Raw genomic sequence first — 16917 nt, forward strand, 5'->3', positions numbered from 1 at the left:
TCACAGGGGCAGTTCTCCTTGACCGGGGTCGCCGGCCGACTTGCTGGTGCGCGGGGTGCGGCGTCGCGTGCTCTTCGCGCTGGCGGCAGCGGAGCGCTGAGCGCGGATGCGGTCGAGCAGTGCGGAGGCGGGCTCGTCGGTAGGGTCCTGGGGGACAAGGGTGCCGGTGAAGGCGGCATGGAGGAGGGCAGCGCGGAGGCCATCTGGCATGGATGCAATCACATCCACCTCGCGATTCAGTAGGTCCAGCCGCGAAAGTTCACTTCGGAGGTACCCGCACAACCTTTCCTGTACGGGCATCGGCGGAACTGGGATCGGGAGCTCTCGACACGTTGAAAGTGCGATATTAAACTGCCCAGCGGTTGCTCTAGCTGTTGCTACGAGAAGATTGATGACGTAAGGGGATAGCAAGACGAACCGAAGCCAATCCGGCAAGATTTCCCCGCCGGCACGAAACGCGACAATCGCTTGATTGATGTTCCATTCTTCATGGGTGTCGGGTACCACTGCGCTCTTGCCGAGAGGGGGGCCCACGATGTTAGTCAGGACATCGCCAGGAAGGATCCGCGACTTCTTCAACTTGCCCTCGTGGACTGCACGGTCCACGAAAGTGGGGCGAATTGAGAAGTCAACCTCTCCCTGCTTGTTGATGTTGTAAACCTTCAAGAATGGGATCTCGCCGGATCCGCTGTGCATGAGCGATGCCTCAGGTGTAGCCCCTGATGTGATCAGGGGGCAGATTTCCTTGGCAATGCGCCAGTACCAGCCACGGGGCAAGGGGGGAAGCAGTCGGTAATTGAACTTTGCACTCTTGTGCTGAGTGATAGATTGCAGGCTCTCCGGGGCGGGCCCTTCGCCTCGTCCTAGGACGTATCGATCCAGAAGGCTGTCCCGCAGGGATCGCCGGAGTGTCACTGCCGCTTCAAGCGAAGCCACGCCAGATTCGACGTGGGCCAGCTGCTCGTTCAGCTTTGCGACAATGCGGTGCTGTTCAGGAAGAGGGGGGATTGCAATTGTTGTTTCAAGTAGTGCTTTCCGTGGCACGCTTGCCTGGTTTACATGGTTGTTCAAGACGGCCTTGAAGTAGCCGTTCGACCACAATGCGTGAAGCTGAATCGCCAAAAATTGGCTATCGACTCCTTCTGGGGGGCGAAGGCGTGTCATGTGGTTGGAGTAAGCCAAGGGCTCGTCCGAGTTGACCCAGGCTGTCTTTCCTACCAGTGCCGGGCTGTTGGTGTTGTTGAAGAGAATGTCTCCATGCTGCACTCGGCGCTCCGACTCGTCCTCAATGAAACGTGCGTCAGAGATATCGATGACACCGCGACGTGTGATGTTCATCGGACGTAGGTGCAGGACACCATTGCCATCGCGATTGTGTTTACCGCTGGCAAATCCTGGCTGCACCTCGACACCAAGCTCGCCAAGCGTCGCGCGAGCCCAACCTTCAGGCAGGTCCGACTCGCCTTTGCCGCCCACGATCCCAGAATTCCCGCCACCGGACACCGTGCCCTCGGCTTCCCTGATTTCCGCGACGTTCGCGGCGGTCCCCGTCACGCGCTCAGCTCCCTGTCGAGTTCGTCGATGATGTACTCGGCCTGTCGTTCGCCGAATTCGGCGAGGAAGCCGTCCGTGCCGTTACGGGCGGCAAACGGGGCATAGTCGAGGTCGGCGGTGTCGAAGCGTACACGTTCGATCGTGGCGGCTGCGATGTGGTCGAGCCACCAGCGCTGACGGTCGCTGAAATGGGCGCCTGTCTGATGCTGGCGGGTGAGCCAGGCCGCGTAGCGTTCGCGGACGCGCTCCTCGTGCGGGATCGGCTGGGGGGCGCCGCGTTCGGCCCCGCCGGCGAGTTCGTAGCGGAGCAGGGCGAGGAGGTCGGCCGCAGTCCGGCGCGTCTGAGCACCGCGTAGGGCGGCTTCGCCGACCTGCTCGTAGGCGGTCCACAGGCGGTCCGGGGTCCAGGCGCGTGGGGGACGGGCGATGGCACGGGCCACGTTTTGCAAGCGTCGCAGGGCATCAGCCGGTGGGGTGTCGGAGCCGGCGTTAAAGGCGACGGCGAGGATGGCGATTTCGTCACGGTTGTCGTCAATGTACTGCCGCCAACTGGTGACGACGTCGCGAGCAGCCGCCTCGTCCTCCACCACGGCACCTGCTGTAACCAGCTCGTCTCGGCTGGTCTCGTCGTAGAGGATGTCCTTGGCACGACGCATCTCCAGCAGCCTGGCACGCAGCTTCGGGGCGGCGGCGAGGGGCTGGACGGCGTGGTCGATGAGCGCCCGCACCTCCCGCTCGGGGTCGCGGCCAGTGAGGTGGGCAGCGTCCCGCACTTTCTGCTGGTCGTCGGCCGAGACCGCGCGGACCATGCCGTGAATGATCTCCTTGAGTGGGCGGCCGCCGGTGAGCTGCTCGATCTCGCCGCGCTCCTCAGGCGTCATCTGAATGTCCAGTTTGGCAAGACGAGCGGCGAGGGTGGAAACCTCTTCCTCCTCGATGGTGCCGGACCCAGCCTTCCGCAGCAGCTTCTCCAAACTGACCTGCTTCTCGGTGTGACGCTCCAGAGGGGCCGCGTCGACCTTCTTCTTCTGGGTGACGCCCACCGCGTCGACGATGACGAAGCGGGTCTTGGGGCCGACGCCGGGCGTCACCTTCTCGAACTCTGTGAGGGAGAGAGTGCGGGCGCCACGGCCCTTCATCTGCTCGAAATAGGCCCAACTCTTCACGTCACGAAGGAAGAGCAGGCATTCCAAGGGTTTGACGTCGGTACCGGTGGCGATCATGTCGACGGTGACGGCGATCCGCAGCTGAGGCAGGTTACGGAAGTCCGCGAGGCGCTCATCAGCCTTTTTCGCCGCGTGCGTGATCTTGGCACAGAAGTCGTTGCCCTTGCCGAAGACATCACGGACGACTTCGACGATCTCTTCGGCATGGTTGTCGTTCTTCGCAAAGATCAGGGTCTTGGGGACGTACATCTCGTCCCACAGCAGCTCACCGTTGGAACCGTCACGCTTGCCGCGCTCGGGGAAGATCTCGGTGAAGAGCCGCTCTCGGAAGGTGCGGATCACGGTGCGCAGCTGGTCCTTGCTGATGACCCCCACACCGACTTGGTTCGCGCCGTACTCGACGTCCTCGTCGAGGTCCTCGTAGCGCTGGCGTCGGGTGCGGCGGTCGCGGACCGGGATGGTGCCCTGGGCGATGACACCGCCCTCGGCCGTTATCCGGGTACCGATCTCGTACACAGAGAAGTCGACGTTGACACCGTCGGCGACGGCCTCCTGGTAGGTGTACTCGCTGACCAGGTTGCCGTTGAAGTAGCCGAAGGTTTGAGCGACCGGAGTGGCGGTGAGGCCCACGATAGGGGCGTCGAAGTATTCCAGTACCGAGCGCCACTTGCCGTAGATGGAGCGGTGGCACTCGTCCACCACGATCAGGTCGAAGGACTCCGGCGGGATGTCCGGGTTGTAGCCGACCTCGACCGAGCCGGGAATGTCGTAGGGCTGTTCTCCCTCCGCGTCTTCCCCGAGGGCGCCCGTAGGGCGTTCGCCGGTGAGTTCCATATACAGGCGTTGGACCGTGGACACGACCACCTTGGAGGAGGGTTTCATGCCTTCGGCGCCAAGTCGCTGGACGTAGTAGAGGTCGGCGAACTTGCGCGCACCGTCGGGGGTGACGAAGTTCTCGAATTCGGCGACTGCCTGGTCGCCCAGGTTGTTGCGGTCGACCAGGAAGAGGATTCGCTCGGCGCGCGCATGCTTCAACATCCGGTACGCGAAGGTCACCGCGGTGAAGGTCTTGCCAGCGCCGGTGGCCATCTGTACCAGAGAGCGGGACTGGCCCATACCCTGCTGGCCCCTGCCGAGGGCTACGGAGTCCTCCACTCCGCGGACAGCGGAGATCTGCGCGGGGCGCAGTGGGCGCTCGTCCAGTTCGGGCATGCGCCAGCGGAGTCGGGCGCGGTAGCTCGGCGCCTGTGGGTCTTCGTCGGCCTGGCGGATCCAGCGGGCCAGAGTGCGCGGCTGGTGGAAGGAGAAGATCCGGCGGGTACGGGAGTCGGGGTCGAGGGTGCTGCGGAAACGGGTCTCGCCGCCGTCGCTCACATAACGGAACGGCAGGGGTTCTTCTCGTCTCCAAGCGAGCATGCGCTGCTGGGCGTCGGTAGGGTGGTCGGCGTACCGGTCGGCCTGAGCCTCGGCAGCGGACAGGTCTGCCCCTTCGCGCTTGGCCTCGATGACACCGACCAGCTTGCGGTCCACGTACAGAGCGTAGTCGGCCCGGCCGCGTGCTGTCGTTGTCTCGCGGACGGCGACGCCGTTGCCCCGGTGGTCGCCCTGGTGCCAGAGGTTCTGCTCCGCGATGTCCTGGACCTGCCAGCCAGCCTCGGTGAGCATCTGGTCGAGGCTGGCGCGAACCTGCACCTCGGTGAGGGGCTCACGGGCGGCCGCTTCGGCGTTGTCGAGGAGGCGGGCGCGCTCCGCGACGGCGGCGGAGGCCACCGAGCTGTCGGTGGCCTCGGCCCGGCGCTGCCGTGCGTAGTCGGCCTCCTGGGCCGCTTCGACCTGCTTCAGCTGCTCCTGGAGCGCAGCGATCGAACGGGCGAGACCCTCTTGCTCGGCGCGAGCCGCGGAGAGTTCACGTTCGGCGGCGGCCCGAGCCGCCTGCTCGGCCTCCGCCTTGGACGCCTGGTCATGGTAAGTGAGTCGGGCTTCTTCGAGGGCCTTGCGGGCCTGGGCCACCTCACCGCGCAGACGTTGGTTGCGTGCGGCCGGCGTACGGGCCGGGTCCGGGGGTACGAATGCGATCTGCTCGCGCGAGCCGGTCAGCAGGCGGTGGTACCAGACTCCGAGCCTGAAGCAGGATCGCAGGGCCCGGAATGCGTCGTCGGAGTTGTCGTGGTCACCGTGGTTGGCATCGTTACCGAGGGCACGGACCTCGTGGAAGGCGGCACCGACATTTCCGTGCAGGTACCCCTCCGTGTCGAGGGCCTTCAGCCGCTCGAACTGTGTGGTGCCCGCGTTCCTGATCCGAGCCCTGCGGACCAGGGCCGCCGCGAGCGTCTCACCGAACTGCCTCGACTTGATCAAGGAAGTATTGGGGTCGCTGAAGACATAACTCTCGGCTGCTGCCCCGTAGGCCACGAGCAGGGGAGTGTGCGGCAGCAGAAAGCCGAAGTTCCGCGACTGCCGGGCCAGCCTGGCCAGTTTGGCGTCCTGGGTGCCGGGCGAGCCGACCGCACTCATACTGTGTCACCACTTTCTGGGGCGGGTGAGCCGCGTCGCGCGACTTGATCGCCGTACGACCCTACTTTGGGATGTTCGAAGTTGGATCGGCTTTTGCGTGTACCGAAGCGCGGACTTTCCGGCGTCTGGAGACGGACGTGGGTACATCGAGGACTGACACCTACGCATGCCCGTCGTAACGCCAGGCGGTCGAGCCACACATCTCCGTCACTGACACTGCACTCTTCGACTCGCGCCGTCGAACAAATCCGCAGTTCAGCCGCACATGCGACGAGCTGCGGTGTGTCGCCGCTGTCCAAAAGTCGAACCTATGGCCAACTGCGTGACCACTTCACAGGCGGTGCCCGCACTATCCCCACGACGCCACGGCCGACGACAGCGCGGCGGATGCCCCCGCCGTTCATGCGGACCTACAACGCCTTGTCCTCAGTGAGCGACGCTGTCGGTCAGGCCCCGAGTGTCTGGTCCACTCCATACGCTGCTCGGGCCCCGAGCTGCTGCCAGGCACCCCTGAGGGTGGGTTGAAAGACAGACTGACGGGGCTAAGAAACACTCGTCCCAGCCCCGTCAGCCACTTGTACCTTTGAACTGAACTCCACCACATCACCGACGTGATGGAGTTCAGACGTTGAAGCGGAATTCCACGACGTCCCCGTCCTGCATCACGTACTCCTTGCCCTCCATGCGCGCCTTGCCCTTGGCGCGGGCCTCGGCGACCGAGCCGGTCTCGACCAGGTCGTCGAAGGAGATGATCTCCGCCTTGATGAAGCCCTTCTGGAAGTCGGTGTGGATCACACCGGCCGCCTCGGGGGCCGTGGCGCCCTTCTTGATCGTCCAGGCGCGGGCTTCCTTCGGGCCGGCCGTGAGGTAGGTCTGGAGGCCCAGGGTGTCGAAGCCGACGCGGCCGAGGGTGGCGAGGCCGGGCTCCTCCTGGCCCATGGACTGGAGGAGCTCCAGGGCCTCGTCGTCGTCGAGCTCGATGAGCTCGGACTCGATCTTGGCGTTGAGGAAGATCGCCTCGGCGGGGGCGACCAAGGCGCGCTGCTCGTTCTTGAAGTCCTCGTCGACCAGTTCGTCCTCGTCGACGTTGAAGACGTAGAGGAAGGGCTTGACCGTCAGGAGGTGCAGCTCGTGGAGGAGCTTGCCCTTCTCCGTGGCGGCCGTGATCCCGGCCGAGAAGAGGGTCTGGCCGGACTCCAGGATCTTCTGCGCGTCCTCGACCGCGGCGAGCACCGCGATCTTGTCCTTCTGGAGGCGGGACTCCTTCGTCAGGCGCGGGACGGCCTTCTCGACGGACTGGAGGTCGGCGAGGATCAGCTCGGTGTTGATCGTCTCGATGTCGTCCTTGGGCGAGACCTTGCCGTCGACGTGGACGACGTTCTCGTCCTTGAAGGCGCGGATGACCTGGCAGATCGCGTCGGACTCCCGGATGTTCGCGAGGAACTTGTTGCCCAGGCCCTCACCCTCCGACGCGCCCCGGACGATGCCGGCGATGTCGACGAAGTCCACCGTGGCCGGCAGGAGCTTCTGGGAGTTGAAGATCTCCGCGAGCTTGTCCAGACGCGGGTCCGGGACGCCGACCACGCCGACGTTCGGCTCGATCGTGGCGAACGGGTAGTTGGCCGCCAGCACGTCGTTCTTGGTCAGGGCGTTGAACAGGGTCGACTTGCCGACATTCGGCAGACCGACGATTCCGATCGTGAGCGACACTTTGGCGACTTCCTGGAGTGAGGAGGGGGTCAGGGGCGTCCGGGGCCGGCTCAGCTGTTCGGGCCGGGTCACGGAGTGGACCGATTCTCCAGTTTACGGGCGGGGGCGCGCGGGCCCGCACGGGTCCGCCGCAGGCCGTACGGCAGCCGTGTATCGAGCCGTATGTACACCGCCGAACAGGTTCGTTTCGGCCGGACTCCATCGAACGCAACGCCAAGGTCGGCCAAAGCGCGTGTCCAACGCCTGATTCCTCCCGCCCCGCGACCTACGTTGTCCCCGTGGAGCAGCACAGGACACGTCCCCCGCAGCGCAGGCCGGCCCCGCAGGCCGCGTCCGCCCCTCCCGTCCCGCCCGTGCAGGGTGCCTTCGGCGAGTCCGCCACCGTCTACCGGGCGGGGGGCAGCGGCGGGCGGGTGCGTGCCGTGCCGCCCGTGCTGCTCGCCCTGCGGCGGTTCCCCAACCCCCGGCTCACCGGGATCGGGGCCGGGCTGTTCGCCGCGCTGACCATGTTCGTGCTCGCCTGTCTGGACCGGCTGCTGTTCGACAGCTCCGAACTCGTCTACGGGCTGCTGTTCCTGCCGGTCAGCGCGCTCACCGCGCTCTGGGTCCGGCCCGCCGACCTCGTCACCGCGCCGATCAGTGTGCCCATCGCCTTCGCCGTCGGGGTCTTCCCGATCTCCGGGGGGTCGGAAGGATTCGGCGGCCAGGTCATGGCCCTGGTCACCGCGCTCGCCGTGCACGCCGGGTGGCTGTACGGCGGAACGCTGGTCGCCGGTCTCATCGCCTCCGTACGCAAGGTTCTGCACATGCGGGCCCGGCAGCGGTATCTGCTGGCCCAGGAGCGTACGGGAGGGGCGGAGAAGGCCCCGCGGCCTGCTCCCCGGGAGCCGAAGAAGAAGGTCGCCGGGGCCGGCGCTCCGGCCGGCCGGGCCGAGCGGCCCCGCGCCAGCCGGTAGCCCCCGGCTCGTCCGCTACTTTCCCGCCGCCGCCATCGCCGCGCCGACGATCCCCGCGTTGTTCTGCAGCTCCGCCGGGACCATCTCCGCGCGCACCTTCTCGATCAGCGGCAGGAACTTCTCCGCCTTGCGGCTCACCCCGCCGCCGATGATGAACAGCTCGGGCGAGAACAGCATCTCCACGTGCAGCAGGTACTTCTGCACCCGGTGCGCCCAGTGCTGCCAGCTGAGGTCCTCGTCCTCCTTGGCCTTCGTGGAGGCGCGCTTCTCCGCGTCGTGGCCGTGCAGCTCCAGGTGGCCGAGCTCGGTGTTGGGGACGAGGCGGCCGTCGACGAAGAGCGCGCTGCCGATGCCCGTACCCAGGGTCAGCATGATGACCGTGCCCTTACGGCCCCGGCCCGCGCCGAACGTCATCTCCGCGACCCCGGCCGCGTCCGCGTCGTTCAGGATCGTCACCGGCTGGCCGACCCGCTCGCCCAGCAGGGCGCGGGCGTCCGTGTCGATCCAGCCCTTGTCGACATTGGCCGCCGTGCGCGTGACGCCGTCCGTGACGACGCCCGGGAACGTGATCCCGATGGGGCCCTGCCAGTCGAAGTGGCCGACGACCTCGGCCACGCAGTCGGCCACGCGGTCGGGCGTGGCCGGATGCGGTGTCAGCACTTTGTGGCGCTCCTGCGCCAGGTCCCCTCGGTCCAGGTCCACGGGAGCGCCCTTGATCCCTGAACCGCCGATGTCCACGCCGAAGATCTCCATGGAAACACCGTACGGGCAGGCCGGGCCCCGTGCCCTGCTACTCGGCCTACTCGGGGCCTACTCCGCGGAAAGGGCGGCCGCCTCGGCGCGCAGGTCCCGGCGGAGCTCCTTGGGGAGGGAGAAGGTGATCGACTCGTCGGCCGTCTTGACCGTCTCCACGTCCTCGTAACCGCGCTCGGCGAGCCACTCCAGCACCCCGTCGACCAGGACGTCGGGGACCGAGGCGCCGGAGGTCAGGCCGACCGTGGACACGCCTTCCAGCCACGCCTCGTCGATCTCGCTCGCGAAGTCGACCAGGTACGCGGCGTCGGCTCCGGCGTCGAGGGCGACCTCGACCATGCGGATGGAGTTCGAGGAGTTCTTGGAGCCGACCACGATGACCAGCTCGGCGTCCTCGGCCAGCTTCTTCACCGCGATCTGGCGGTTCTGCGTGGCGTAGCAGATGTCGTCGCTGGGCGGCGAGAGGAGGTTGGGGAACTTCGACTTGAGCGCGCCCACCGTCTCCATCGTCTCGTCGACGGAGAGGGTGGTCTGGGAGAGCCAGACGACCTTCGACTCGTCGCGGACCTCGATGTTCGCGACGTCCTCGGGGCCGTCGACCAGCTGGATGTGGTCGGGGGCCTCGCCGGAGGTGCCGATGACCTCCTCGTGGCCCTCGTGGCCGATCAGGAGGATGTCGTAGTCCTCCTTGGCGTACCGGACGGCTTCCTTGTGGACCTTGGTGACCAGCGGGCAGGTCGCGTCGATGGTCGCGAGCTTGCGCTCGGCGGCCTCCGCGTGGACGGTGGGCGCGACTCCGTGCGCGGAGAACATCACGATGGAGCCCTCGGGCACCTCCGCGGTGACGTCCACGAAGATCGCACCCTTCTTCTCCAGGGTCTGCACGACGTACTTGTTGTGCACGATCTCGTGGCGGACGTAGATCGGGGCCCCGTACTGCTCCAGGGCCTTCTCGACGGCGATCACGGCGCGGTCCACGCCCGCGCAGTAGCCACGGGGTGCGGCGAGCAGGACACGGCGGGCAGGCGTTGCAGTCATGCGTCCCATCGTAAGGCCGTACCGAACAGGCGCCACGACGGCCGGGTCGGGAGACTGATCCAGACGCGGGTCGGTGGCCGGTGACTGTGGAGGGTTCATGACGTCTGTCTCGGGGAGCGGTACGGGGGCGGGTGGCGGTGGCCCGTCCGGCAGCAGCGTCGAGGAGGGCAAGCTGCGGCGGACCCTCGGCTTCCGGGACCTCGTCGTCTACGGGCTGCTGTTCATCGCCCCGATGGCCCCCGTCGGCATCTTCGGCACCCTGGACGCCAAGTCCGGCGGGTCGGTCGCCCTCGTCTACATCGTGGCCACCGTCGTCATGGGGTTCACCGCCTTCAGTTACGCCCAGATGGTGCGGGTCGCCCCCTTCGCCGGCTCGGTCTTCACGTATGCCCGCAAGGGGCTCGGGGAAGGGGCCGGGTTCATCGCGGGGTGGATGGCGATGCTCGACTACCTGCTGATCCCCGCCGTCGCCTACCTCTTCTCCGGGATCGCGATGAACGCGCTGGTCCCGGAGGTGTCGCGGTGGGTGTGGACCGCGATCGCCGTGCTCGTGACCACGCTGCTCAATCTGTGGGGGGTGCGGGCGGCGGCGCGGGTCGGGTTCGCCGTGCTGGCCATGGAGATCGTGGTGCTGCTGGTCTTCGTGGTGTCGGCCGTGGTCGTCCTCGTACGGGACGGGGCGCAGCGCGGGTGGCTGACGCCGCTGACCGGGGACGCGTCGTTCTCCGTGGCGGCGGTGCTGGGCGCGGTGTCGGTGGCGGTGCTGTCGTATCTGGGGTTCGACGCCATCGCCTCGTTCGCGGAGGAGGTGACGGGCGGGTCGCGGAAGGTGGCGCGGGCGGTGCTGTTCTGTCTGGTGCTCGCGGGTTCCCTGTTCATCGTCCAGACCTATCTGGCCGCGTTGCTGGAGCCGATGAGCTCGGCCGAGCTGGCGGCGGATCCGGCGGCGCAGGGCTCGGCCTTCTACGACGCGGTCGACGCCTCCGTCGGGACCTGGCTGCACGACCTGGTGGCGGTGAGCAAGGCGATCGGTGCGGCGTTCGCGGCGCTGGCGGGGCAGGCGGCGGCCGGGCGGCTGGTCTTCGCGATGGCCCGTGAGCGGCGGCTGCCGCACCTCCTCGCGAAGGTCGACCCGAAGTCGGGCGTGCCGCGCCTCGCGATCCTCGGTGCGGCGATCGTGACGCTGGTGGCGGCCGTGTGGGCGGCCCGGCGCGACGACGGCCTCGACCATCTGGTGTCGGTGGTGGACATCGGGGCGCTGACCGCGTTCGTGCTGCTGCACGCGTCGGTGGTCGGCTGGTTCGTCGTCCGCCGGATGTCGGGGCCGCCCGTCTGGTGGAAGCACGTGCTGTTCCCGGTGGTCGGGGCGGGGGTGCTGGTCGCCGTGATCGTGGAGGCGACGACGAGCGCCCAGGTGGTGGGGTTGTGCTGGCTGGCGGTGGGGTTCGTGGTACTGGCGGTGCAGGGGGCGGGCGGGCGCGGGATGGAGCGTCCTCAGTAAGGGGCTGCTCTTGGTAAGCCTCAGTAAGGAGCTGCTCCTGGTAAGGGGCTGCCCTTTCCGGATCGCCGTCGTTGTCGGTGTGTCCCGATACGCTCGGGCGCATGGCTCTCAACACGTCCGCGGAAGCGCCGCTGCCCGTCGGTGAGGTGTCGCGCCTGATCGGGGGGTGGATCGACCGGCTCGGTGCCATCTGGGTGGAGGGGCAGATCACCCAGCTGTCGCGGCGGCCGGGTGCCGGGGTCGTCTTCCTGACCCTGCGCGACCCGTCCCACGACATCTCCGTGAGCGTGACCTGCTTCCGGCAGGTGTTCGACCGGATCGCCGACGTGGTGAGCGAGGGCGCGCGGGTCGTCGTCCTCGCCAAGCCCGAGTGGTACGCGCCCCGGGGGCAGCTGTCGCTGCGGGCCACCGACATACGGCCGGTGGGCATCGGTGAGCTGCTGGTGCGGCTGGAGCAGCTGAAGAAGTCGCTGGCCGCCGAGGGGCTCTTCGCACTGGACCGGAAGAAGCCGCTCCCCTTCCTTCCGCAGCTCATCGGGCTGGTCAGTGGGCGCGCCTCCGCCGCCGAGCGCGATGTCCTGGAGAACGCCCGCCGCCGCTGGCCCGCCGTGCGCTTCGAGGTCCGCAACACCGCCGTGCAGGGGGTGAACGCGGTCAGCCAGGTGGTCCAGGCGATCGAGGAGCTGGACGCGCTGCCCGAGGTGGACGTGATCGTGGTGGCGCGGGGCGGCGGCAGCGTGGAGGACCTGCTGCCGTTCTCCGACGAGCAGCTGATCCGGGCCGTCGCCGCCTGCCGTACGCCGGTGGTCTCCGCGATCGGCCATGAGCCCGACTCCCCGCTGCTGGACCTGGTGGCCGACCTGCGCGCCTCCACGCCCACGGACGCGGCCAAGAAGGTCGTACCGGACGTGGGCGAGGAGCTGGAGAAGGTCCAGCAGCTCCGGGACCGGGCGCTGCGGACCGTACGGGGGATCCTCGACCGCGAGGAGCGGGGGCTCGCGCACGCGCTGGGCCGGCCCGCGATGGAGCGGCCGCAGCGGCTGGTCGACGAGCGGGCGGCGGAGGTGGACGCGCTCGTCGGGCGGAGCCGCCGGGTGCTGGGGCATCTGCTGGACCGGGCCGATTCGGAGCTCGCGCACACCCGGGCCCGGGTGGTGTCGCTGTCGCCCGCCGCCACGCTGGAGCGGGGGTACGCGGTGCTCCAGCGGCCGGACGGCCATGTGGTGCGCTCCCCCGACGAGGCCGGGGCGCCCGGTGAGCCGCTGCGGGCGCGGGTGTCGGAGGGCGAGTTCACGGTGCGGGTGGACCGGGGCGGGGACGGTGACGGATGAGTCGGCCTACCAGCGGCCGGGGCCCGGGCCGTGCCCACGATGACGTAGCAGCTCACATTTAGGGTGGTTCACATGACGGACGACGGTACGGCGGCGGCTGCCGCGACGAGCACGCTCGGGTACGAGCAGGCGCGCGACGAGCTGATCGAGGTCGTACGCCGGCTGGAGGCGGGCGGCACGACGCTGGAGGAGTCGCTGGCCCTGTGGGAGCGGGGCGAGGAGCTGGCGAAGATCTGCCGCCACTGGCTGGAGGGTGCCCGGGCCCGGCTGGACGCGGCGCTGGCCCGGCCCGAGGGCGAGCCCGGCGCGGGTCCGGACTCCGACAACGGCTGAGCACGCGGCGGGGGGCGAGGCGCGGGAAGCTGTGGAGTGGATCACTCCCCTCCGGTTTTAGTTGAAAGTTCACCTATCTCTCCGTTACGGTCGATGTATCGCACCCCCGTGCCCTTTCGGAAGGTTTGCCCTCACATGTCCCTCGTTCTCGACCCCGCCGCCCAGGACCTCCTCTTCCGCGAGGCCCGCACCGCCAACACCTTCACCGACGAGCCGGTGACCGACGAGCAGGTCCAGGCGATCTACGACCTGGTCAAGTTCGGCCCGACCGCCTTCAACCAGTCGCCGCTGCGCGTCGTCCTGGTCCGCTCGGCCGAGGGCCGCGAGCGCCTCGTGCAGCACATGGCCGAGGGCAACCGCCCGAAGACCGCCACCGCCCCGCTGGTCGCGATCCTGGCCGCCGACAACGAGTTCCACGAGGAGCTCCCGGCCCTGCTGCCGCACTTCCCGCAGGCCAAGGACCTCTTCTTCGCCGAGCGCCCGGTCCGCGAGTCGGCCGCCGGTCTCAACGCCGCACTCCAGGCCGCCTACTTCATCATCGGCGTCCGCGCCGCCGGCCTGGCCGCCGGACCGATGACCGGCTACGACGCCGCCGGCATCCAGAAGGAGTTCCTGGACGACGACCACACCCCGCTGATGGTCGTCAACATCGGCAAGCCGGGCGAGGACGCCTGGTTCCCGCGCAGCCCGCGCCTCTCCTACGACGAGGTCATCAAGACCGTCTGAGCGGCCACGCGCCTACGTGAAGGGGCCCCGGAACACCTGGTGTTCCGGGGCCCCTTCACGTACCTACGGCTGGGAAGGATCAGGATGCCGGCGAGGCCGACGGCGCCGGGCCTCCGACCGGCTGCGTCTTCAGCGCCTCGGCCATCTCCACGAGCCGCTCCCTGGGGGCCGAGCCGGTCACCACGGTGGTGTGGCCCTTCTCCGGCAGGACGAGGGCGTCGTACTTCTCGCCCTCCCAGACCTGCCACTCGCGGCCCGCGACCTTCGCGGTGGTCCCGGTGTCCTTGGCCTTCTGGCTGACCTGGGCGACGTACGTCCGCGCGGCGGCCGTGGACTGCTCGACCGCGACGTACTTGCCGTCCGGGTCGAGGAAGCCGATGTGCCAGGCCTTGCCGGCGGTGGCGTCGTACGAGACGGAGGTCGGCTTCCACTTCTCCGGCAGCCCCTCCGGCGCGGCGACCGGGTAGGGCGCGGTGGTCCGCACCGTCGCCAGTTCCACGGTGAAGTCGACGGCCTTGACGGGGTCGAGGTTCTCGTCGTGCGGAACGAAGATGTAGATGACGCCCGCACAGGCGGCGGTCACCATGGTCGACAGGAACATGTTCCTGGCGGTCTGCTTGCCTCGCTTGCTCTCTGCCACGGCATCCATGGTGGCACGCGGCCCGGCACGCCCGGCCGCAGGGTGGGGCCCGGCGTGGGCGCTGACCGTGGGTGGCGGCGGGGACACGGACCGGGGTGCTCATGCGTGACCCGCACTGCTCATTTTATCGACCTACCGATAGAGTCACAGCACCCTCATATCCGGTCGTCGCCGTACAGAAAGGTGCGCTCCGATGTCCGAGCATCATCTGCCGTCCCAATTGGAGGTCTCCCCGGAGGCCCCCGACCGCAACCTGGCCCTGGAGTTGGTCCGGGTCACCGAGGCCGCCGCGATGGCCGCCGGGCGCTGGGTGGGCCGCGGCGACAAGATCGGCGCCGACGGCGCCGCCGTGAAGGCCATGCGCACCCTCGTCTCGACCGTCTCGATGAACGGCGTCGTCGTCATCGGGGAGGGCGAGAAGGACGAAGCCCCCATGCTGTTCAACGGCGAGCGGGTCGGCGACGGCACCGGCGCCGAGGTCGACATCGCGGTCGACCCGATCGACGGCACCACGCTCAACGCCAAGGGCATGCCGAACGCGATCGCCGTGCTGGCGGCCGCCGACCGCGGGGCGATGTTCGACCCGTCCGCGGTCTTCTACATGGACAAGCTGGTCACGGGTCCCGAGGCCGCCGACTTCGTCGACATCAACGCGCCCGTGGCGGTGAACATCCGGCGCGTCGCGCGGGCGAAGAACTCCACGCCCGAGGACGTCACCGTCGTCATCCTGGACCGCCCCCGCCACGAGTCCATCGTCAAGGAGATCCGGGAGACCGGGGCCCGCATCAAGTTCATCTCCGACGGCGACGTGGCGGGCTCCATCATGGCCGCCCGCGAGGGCACCGGCGTCGACCTGCTGATGGGCATCGGCGGCACCCCCGAGGGCATCATCTCGGCGTGCGCCATAAAGTGCCTCGGCGGTGTCATCCAGGGCAAGCTCTGGCCGAAGGACGAGGCGGAGCGGCAGAAGGCGCTGGACGCGGGCCACGATCTGGACCGGGTGCTGTCCACCGACGACCTGGTCAGCGGCGACAACGTGTTCTTCGTGGCGACGGGGATCACCGACGGTGAGCTGATGCGCGGTGTGCGGTACCGCGCGGAGACGGCCACCACCGAGTCGATCGTGATGCGCTCCAAGTCCGGCACGATCCGGACGATCTCCTCCACCCACCGGCTGTCGAAGCTGCGCGCCTACAGCGCCATCGACTTCGACCGCGCGAAGTAGCGCACGGAGATACAGAGAGGGGGCGCGGGGGCCACGGTCCCCGCGCCCCCTCTCCCGTCTCCCCGTAGAGGTCTCAGCCCGCCGCGGCTATGCGCTCCGCCGGCGCGGCGGCGGTCAGCTCGGCGGCCCGCCGGCGCCGACGGGCCAGCGCAACCCGTCGCTCGGCGGCGGTGAGCCCGCCCCACACCCCGTACGGCTCGGGCTGCATCAGCGCGTGCTCCTGGCACGCCACCATCACCGGGCAGCGGGCGCAGACACGCTTGGCGGCCTCCTCACGAGCCAGTCGGGCGGCGGTCGGCTCCTTCGACGGGGCGAAGAACAGCCCGGCTTCGTCCCGGCGGCACACCGCCTCCGAATGCCAGGGGCCCGCCTCGTCCTCCCGGGCGGGGGTCCGCTGGGCAGGAACGGCGGCGACCTGCAGAGGCTGATGCGGCGGTTGCAGCACGGTCTACTCCTGACGACGGCTACGGCTTCGCGAGCGAGAGACGATGCAGCAGTCCATACCCGTTGCGTGTACGCCTATGCACGCAGCGGCACCGGCGCACGGCGCGCGACAAGGGCTCCGGGAGGCGTTCTGGCTGAATCCCGAACGTGCGTCCGCCGAGCCGTTCGAGCCGTTCTCAGTGCCCGAGGTGCTTGCGGAGCCGCCGCTGGAGGTCCGCGACGAACTTGCCCCGCTTGGGCTTCGCCTCCACGCTGCCGAGCACCGCATAGCCGTTCACGACCACGACCGGGGCCTCCGGGTCCATCGACTCCAGGGTGCGGACGTCGAAGTCGCCGAGGACGCCCGTTCCGCTGCCGCGCAGGGTGACGTTCTCCGGCACCCTGATCTCGACACTGCCGAAGATGGCCGTGGCGTTGATGACGGTGAGTCGTTGGCTGAAAAGCGCCTCGGTCAGATCGATCTCCACGCCGCCGAAGAGCGCGAAGGCGTTCGTCCGGGGCCCGACGCGCCAACGGCCCTTGCGGGTGGCGCCGCTGAAGATCGCGACGAGGTTGTCCGTCGGGCCGTCCTGGGGCTCGGGACCGTAGGCGTACGGCTGCGACGCCGGGCCAGGGGCGGCTCCGGCGGAGGCGGCGGGCAGATCACGGACCAGCGGCTGGAGTTCACCGACGGTCTTGGCCCGGTAGACGAGGTCGACCCGCTCCGCGTGCTCGTCCGCCGTCAGGCGCCCCTCGGCCATCGCCTCGCGCAGGATGTCCGCGATCCGGTCGCGGTCGGCGTCGGAGGCGCGGATCGAGTCGCCGGGCACGGGCTCGGCGGGCGAGACCTGGGCGGGCGGGGCGGACGGCCGGGCGGGCTGCTGGGGCTGCTTCTCTAGGTCCACCGGCCCAGCGTACCCAAACGCGATAGATCGCGACTACCCCTCCGGGCGGCGCGCCCCGGGGCGGAACGGCCGGTCTCCAGGTGAGCCTTACCTCACAGGATCGACCCAGGAGGCGCGTTCTACCCTGGTTGATGCGCTGCCC

At 68.7% G+C, this 16917-nt stretch carries 14 protein-coding genes; 6 read left to right on the forward strand and 8 right to left on the reverse strand.

Going from position 1 to position 16917, the window contains the following annotated elements:
* From R2B67_RS11525 to ychF, 3 genes are all read right to left on the reverse strand, one after another.
* A complete protein-coding gene (locus R2B67_RS11525) occupies nucleotides 1–1554 on the reverse strand; it encodes a restriction endonuclease subunit S (RefSeq protein ID WP_317817670.1) in 1554 nt (517 codons plus the stop codon).
* Complete coding sequence (locus tag R2B67_RS11530; protein ID WP_317817671.1) at nucleotides 1551–5234, reverse strand: DEAD/DEAH box helicase family protein; 3684 nt, start codon at nucleotides 5232–5234, stop codon at nucleotides 1551–1553. Before R2B67_RS11530 ends, R2B67_RS11525 begins: the two co-directional genes overlap by 4 nt.
* Before the next feature lie 621 nt (nucleotides 5235–5855).
* Nucleotides 5856–6944, reverse strand: coding sequence for a redox-regulated ATPase YchF (gene ychF, locus R2B67_RS11535; protein ID WP_237327711.1), 1089 nt, complete (start codon nucleotides 6942–6944; stop codon nucleotides 5856–5858).
* Nucleotides 6945–7297: 353 nt separating this feature from the next.
* Between ychF and R2B67_RS11540 the strand changes: the two genes are divergently transcribed.
* Nucleotides 7298–7900, forward strand: a complete 603-nt coding sequence (locus R2B67_RS11540) for a DUF6542 domain-containing protein (RefSeq protein WP_381075305.1) — start codon at nucleotides 7298–7300, stop codon at nucleotides 7898–7900.
* A 15-nt stretch (nucleotides 7901–7915) separates the two neighbouring features.
* On the opposite strand, the gene ppgK is transcribed toward R2B67_RS11540, so the two are convergent.
* Together ppgK and R2B67_RS11550 are read right to left on the reverse strand one after the other, a co-directional pair.
* On the reverse strand, nucleotides 7916–8653 hold the full coding sequence (ppgK, locus tag R2B67_RS11545; RefSeq protein WP_030561297.1) for a polyphosphate--glucose phosphotransferase: 738 nt from the start codon (nucleotides 8651–8653) through the stop codon (nucleotides 7916–7918).
* Nucleotides 8654–8710: 57 nt separating this feature from the next.
* Nucleotides 8711–9700, reverse strand: coding sequence for a 4-hydroxy-3-methylbut-2-enyl diphosphate reductase (locus tag R2B67_RS11550; protein WP_199784453.1), 990 nt, complete (start codon nucleotides 9698–9700; stop codon nucleotides 8711–8713).
* 88 nt (nucleotides 9701–9788) lie between these two features.
* On the opposite strand from R2B67_RS11550, the gene R2B67_RS11555 reads away from it, so the two are divergent.
* The 4 genes from R2B67_RS11555 to R2B67_RS11570 all read left to right on the forward strand — a co-directional run bounded on the left by R2B67_RS11555 (nucleotide 9789) and on the right by R2B67_RS11570 (nucleotide 13582).
* Nucleotides 9789–11192: an APC family permease gene (locus tag R2B67_RS11555; protein WP_317817674.1), complete on the forward strand. Its 1404-nt coding sequence runs from the start codon at nucleotides 9789–9791 to the stop codon at nucleotides 11190–11192.
* 101 nt (nucleotides 11193–11293) lie between these two features.
* On the forward strand, nucleotides 11294–12523 hold the full coding sequence (gene xseA / locus R2B67_RS11560) for an exodeoxyribonuclease VII large subunit (RefSeq protein WP_317817676.1): 1230 nt from the start codon (nucleotides 11294–11296) through the stop codon (nucleotides 12521–12523).
* Between the two features lie 72 nt (nucleotides 12524–12595).
* Nucleotides 12596–12856, forward strand: a complete 261-nt coding sequence (locus tag R2B67_RS11565; protein ID WP_317817677.1) for an exodeoxyribonuclease VII small subunit — start codon at nucleotides 12596–12598, stop codon at nucleotides 12854–12856.
* Between the two features lie 135 nt (nucleotides 12857–12991).
* Complete coding sequence (locus R2B67_RS11570) at nucleotides 12992–13582, forward strand: malonic semialdehyde reductase (protein WP_018510262.1); 591 nt, start codon at nucleotides 12992–12994, stop codon at nucleotides 13580–13582.
* 79 nt (nucleotides 13583–13661) lie between these two features.
* On the opposite strand, the gene R2B67_RS11575 is transcribed toward R2B67_RS11570, so the two are convergent.
* Entirely contained in the window at nucleotides 13662–14231 is a 570-nt protein-coding gene (locus tag R2B67_RS11575) for a DUF4245 domain-containing protein (protein WP_043184210.1), read from the reverse strand.
* Nucleotides 14232–14415: 184 nt separating this feature from the next.
* On the opposite strand from R2B67_RS11575, the gene glpX reads away from it, so the two are divergent.
* Entirely contained in the window at nucleotides 14416–15447 is a 1032-nt protein-coding gene (glpX, locus tag R2B67_RS11580) for a class II fructose-bisphosphatase (protein ID WP_018510264.1), read from the forward strand.
* Nucleotides 15448–15520: 73 nt separating this feature from the next.
* On the opposite strand, the gene R2B67_RS11585 is transcribed toward glpX, so the two are convergent.
* A complete protein-coding gene (locus tag R2B67_RS11585; protein ID WP_317817680.1) occupies nucleotides 15521–15892 on the reverse strand; it encodes a WhiB family transcriptional regulator in 372 nt (123 codons plus the stop codon).
* Between the two features lie 175 nt (nucleotides 15893–16067).
* Nucleotides 16068–16775 (reverse strand): DUF1707 SHOCT-like domain-containing protein, encoded by a 708-nt coding sequence (locus tag R2B67_RS11590; protein ID WP_317817684.1) that lies wholly within the window; start codon nucleotides 16773–16775, stop codon nucleotides 16068–16070.
* Nucleotides 16776–16917: the final 142 nt, after the last annotated feature.

The sequence above is a fragment of the Streptomyces cyaneofuscatus genome (genome assembly GCF_033109485.1).
Lineage (GTDB): Bacteria > Actinomycetota > Actinomycetes > Streptomycetales > Streptomycetaceae > Streptomyces > Streptomyces cyaneofuscatus.

Excerpts from the sequence above, each read along its gene's own strand:
- ppgK (WP_030561297.1), bottom strand. The coding sequence starts at position 8,653 with ATGGAGATCTTCGGCGTGGACATCGGCGGTTCAGGGATCAAGGGCGCT.
- R2B67_RS11555 (WP_317817674.1), top strand. The coding sequence starts at position 9,789 with ATGACGTCTGTCTCGGGGAGCGGTACGGGGGCGGGTGGCGGTGGCCCG.
- R2B67_RS11530 (WP_317817671.1), bottom strand. The coding sequence starts at position 5,234 with ATGAGTGCGGTCGGCTCGCCCGGCACCCAGGACGCCAAACTGGCCAGG.
- R2B67_RS11565 (WP_317817677.1), top strand. The coding sequence starts at position 12,596 with ATGACGGACGACGGTACGGCGGCGGCTGCCGCGACGAGCACGCTCGGG.
- R2B67_RS11550 (WP_199784453.1), bottom strand. The coding sequence starts at position 9,700 with ATGGGACGCATGACTGCAACGCCTGCCCGCCGTGTCCTGCTCGCCGCA.
- glpX (WP_018510264.1), top strand. The coding sequence starts at position 14,416 with ATGTCCGAGCATCATCTGCCGTCCCAATTGGAGGTCTCCCCGGAGGCC.
- R2B67_RS11575 (WP_043184210.1), bottom strand. The coding sequence starts at position 14,231 with ATGGATGCCGTGGCAGAGAGCAAGCGAGGCAAGCAGACCGCCAGGAAC.
- R2B67_RS11570 (WP_018510262.1), top strand. The coding sequence starts at position 12,992 with ATGTCCCTCGTTCTCGACCCCGCCGCCCAGGACCTCCTCTTCCGCGAG.
- xseA (WP_317817676.1), top strand. The coding sequence starts at position 11,294 with ATGGCTCTCAACACGTCCGCGGAAGCGCCGCTGCCCGTCGGTGAGGTG.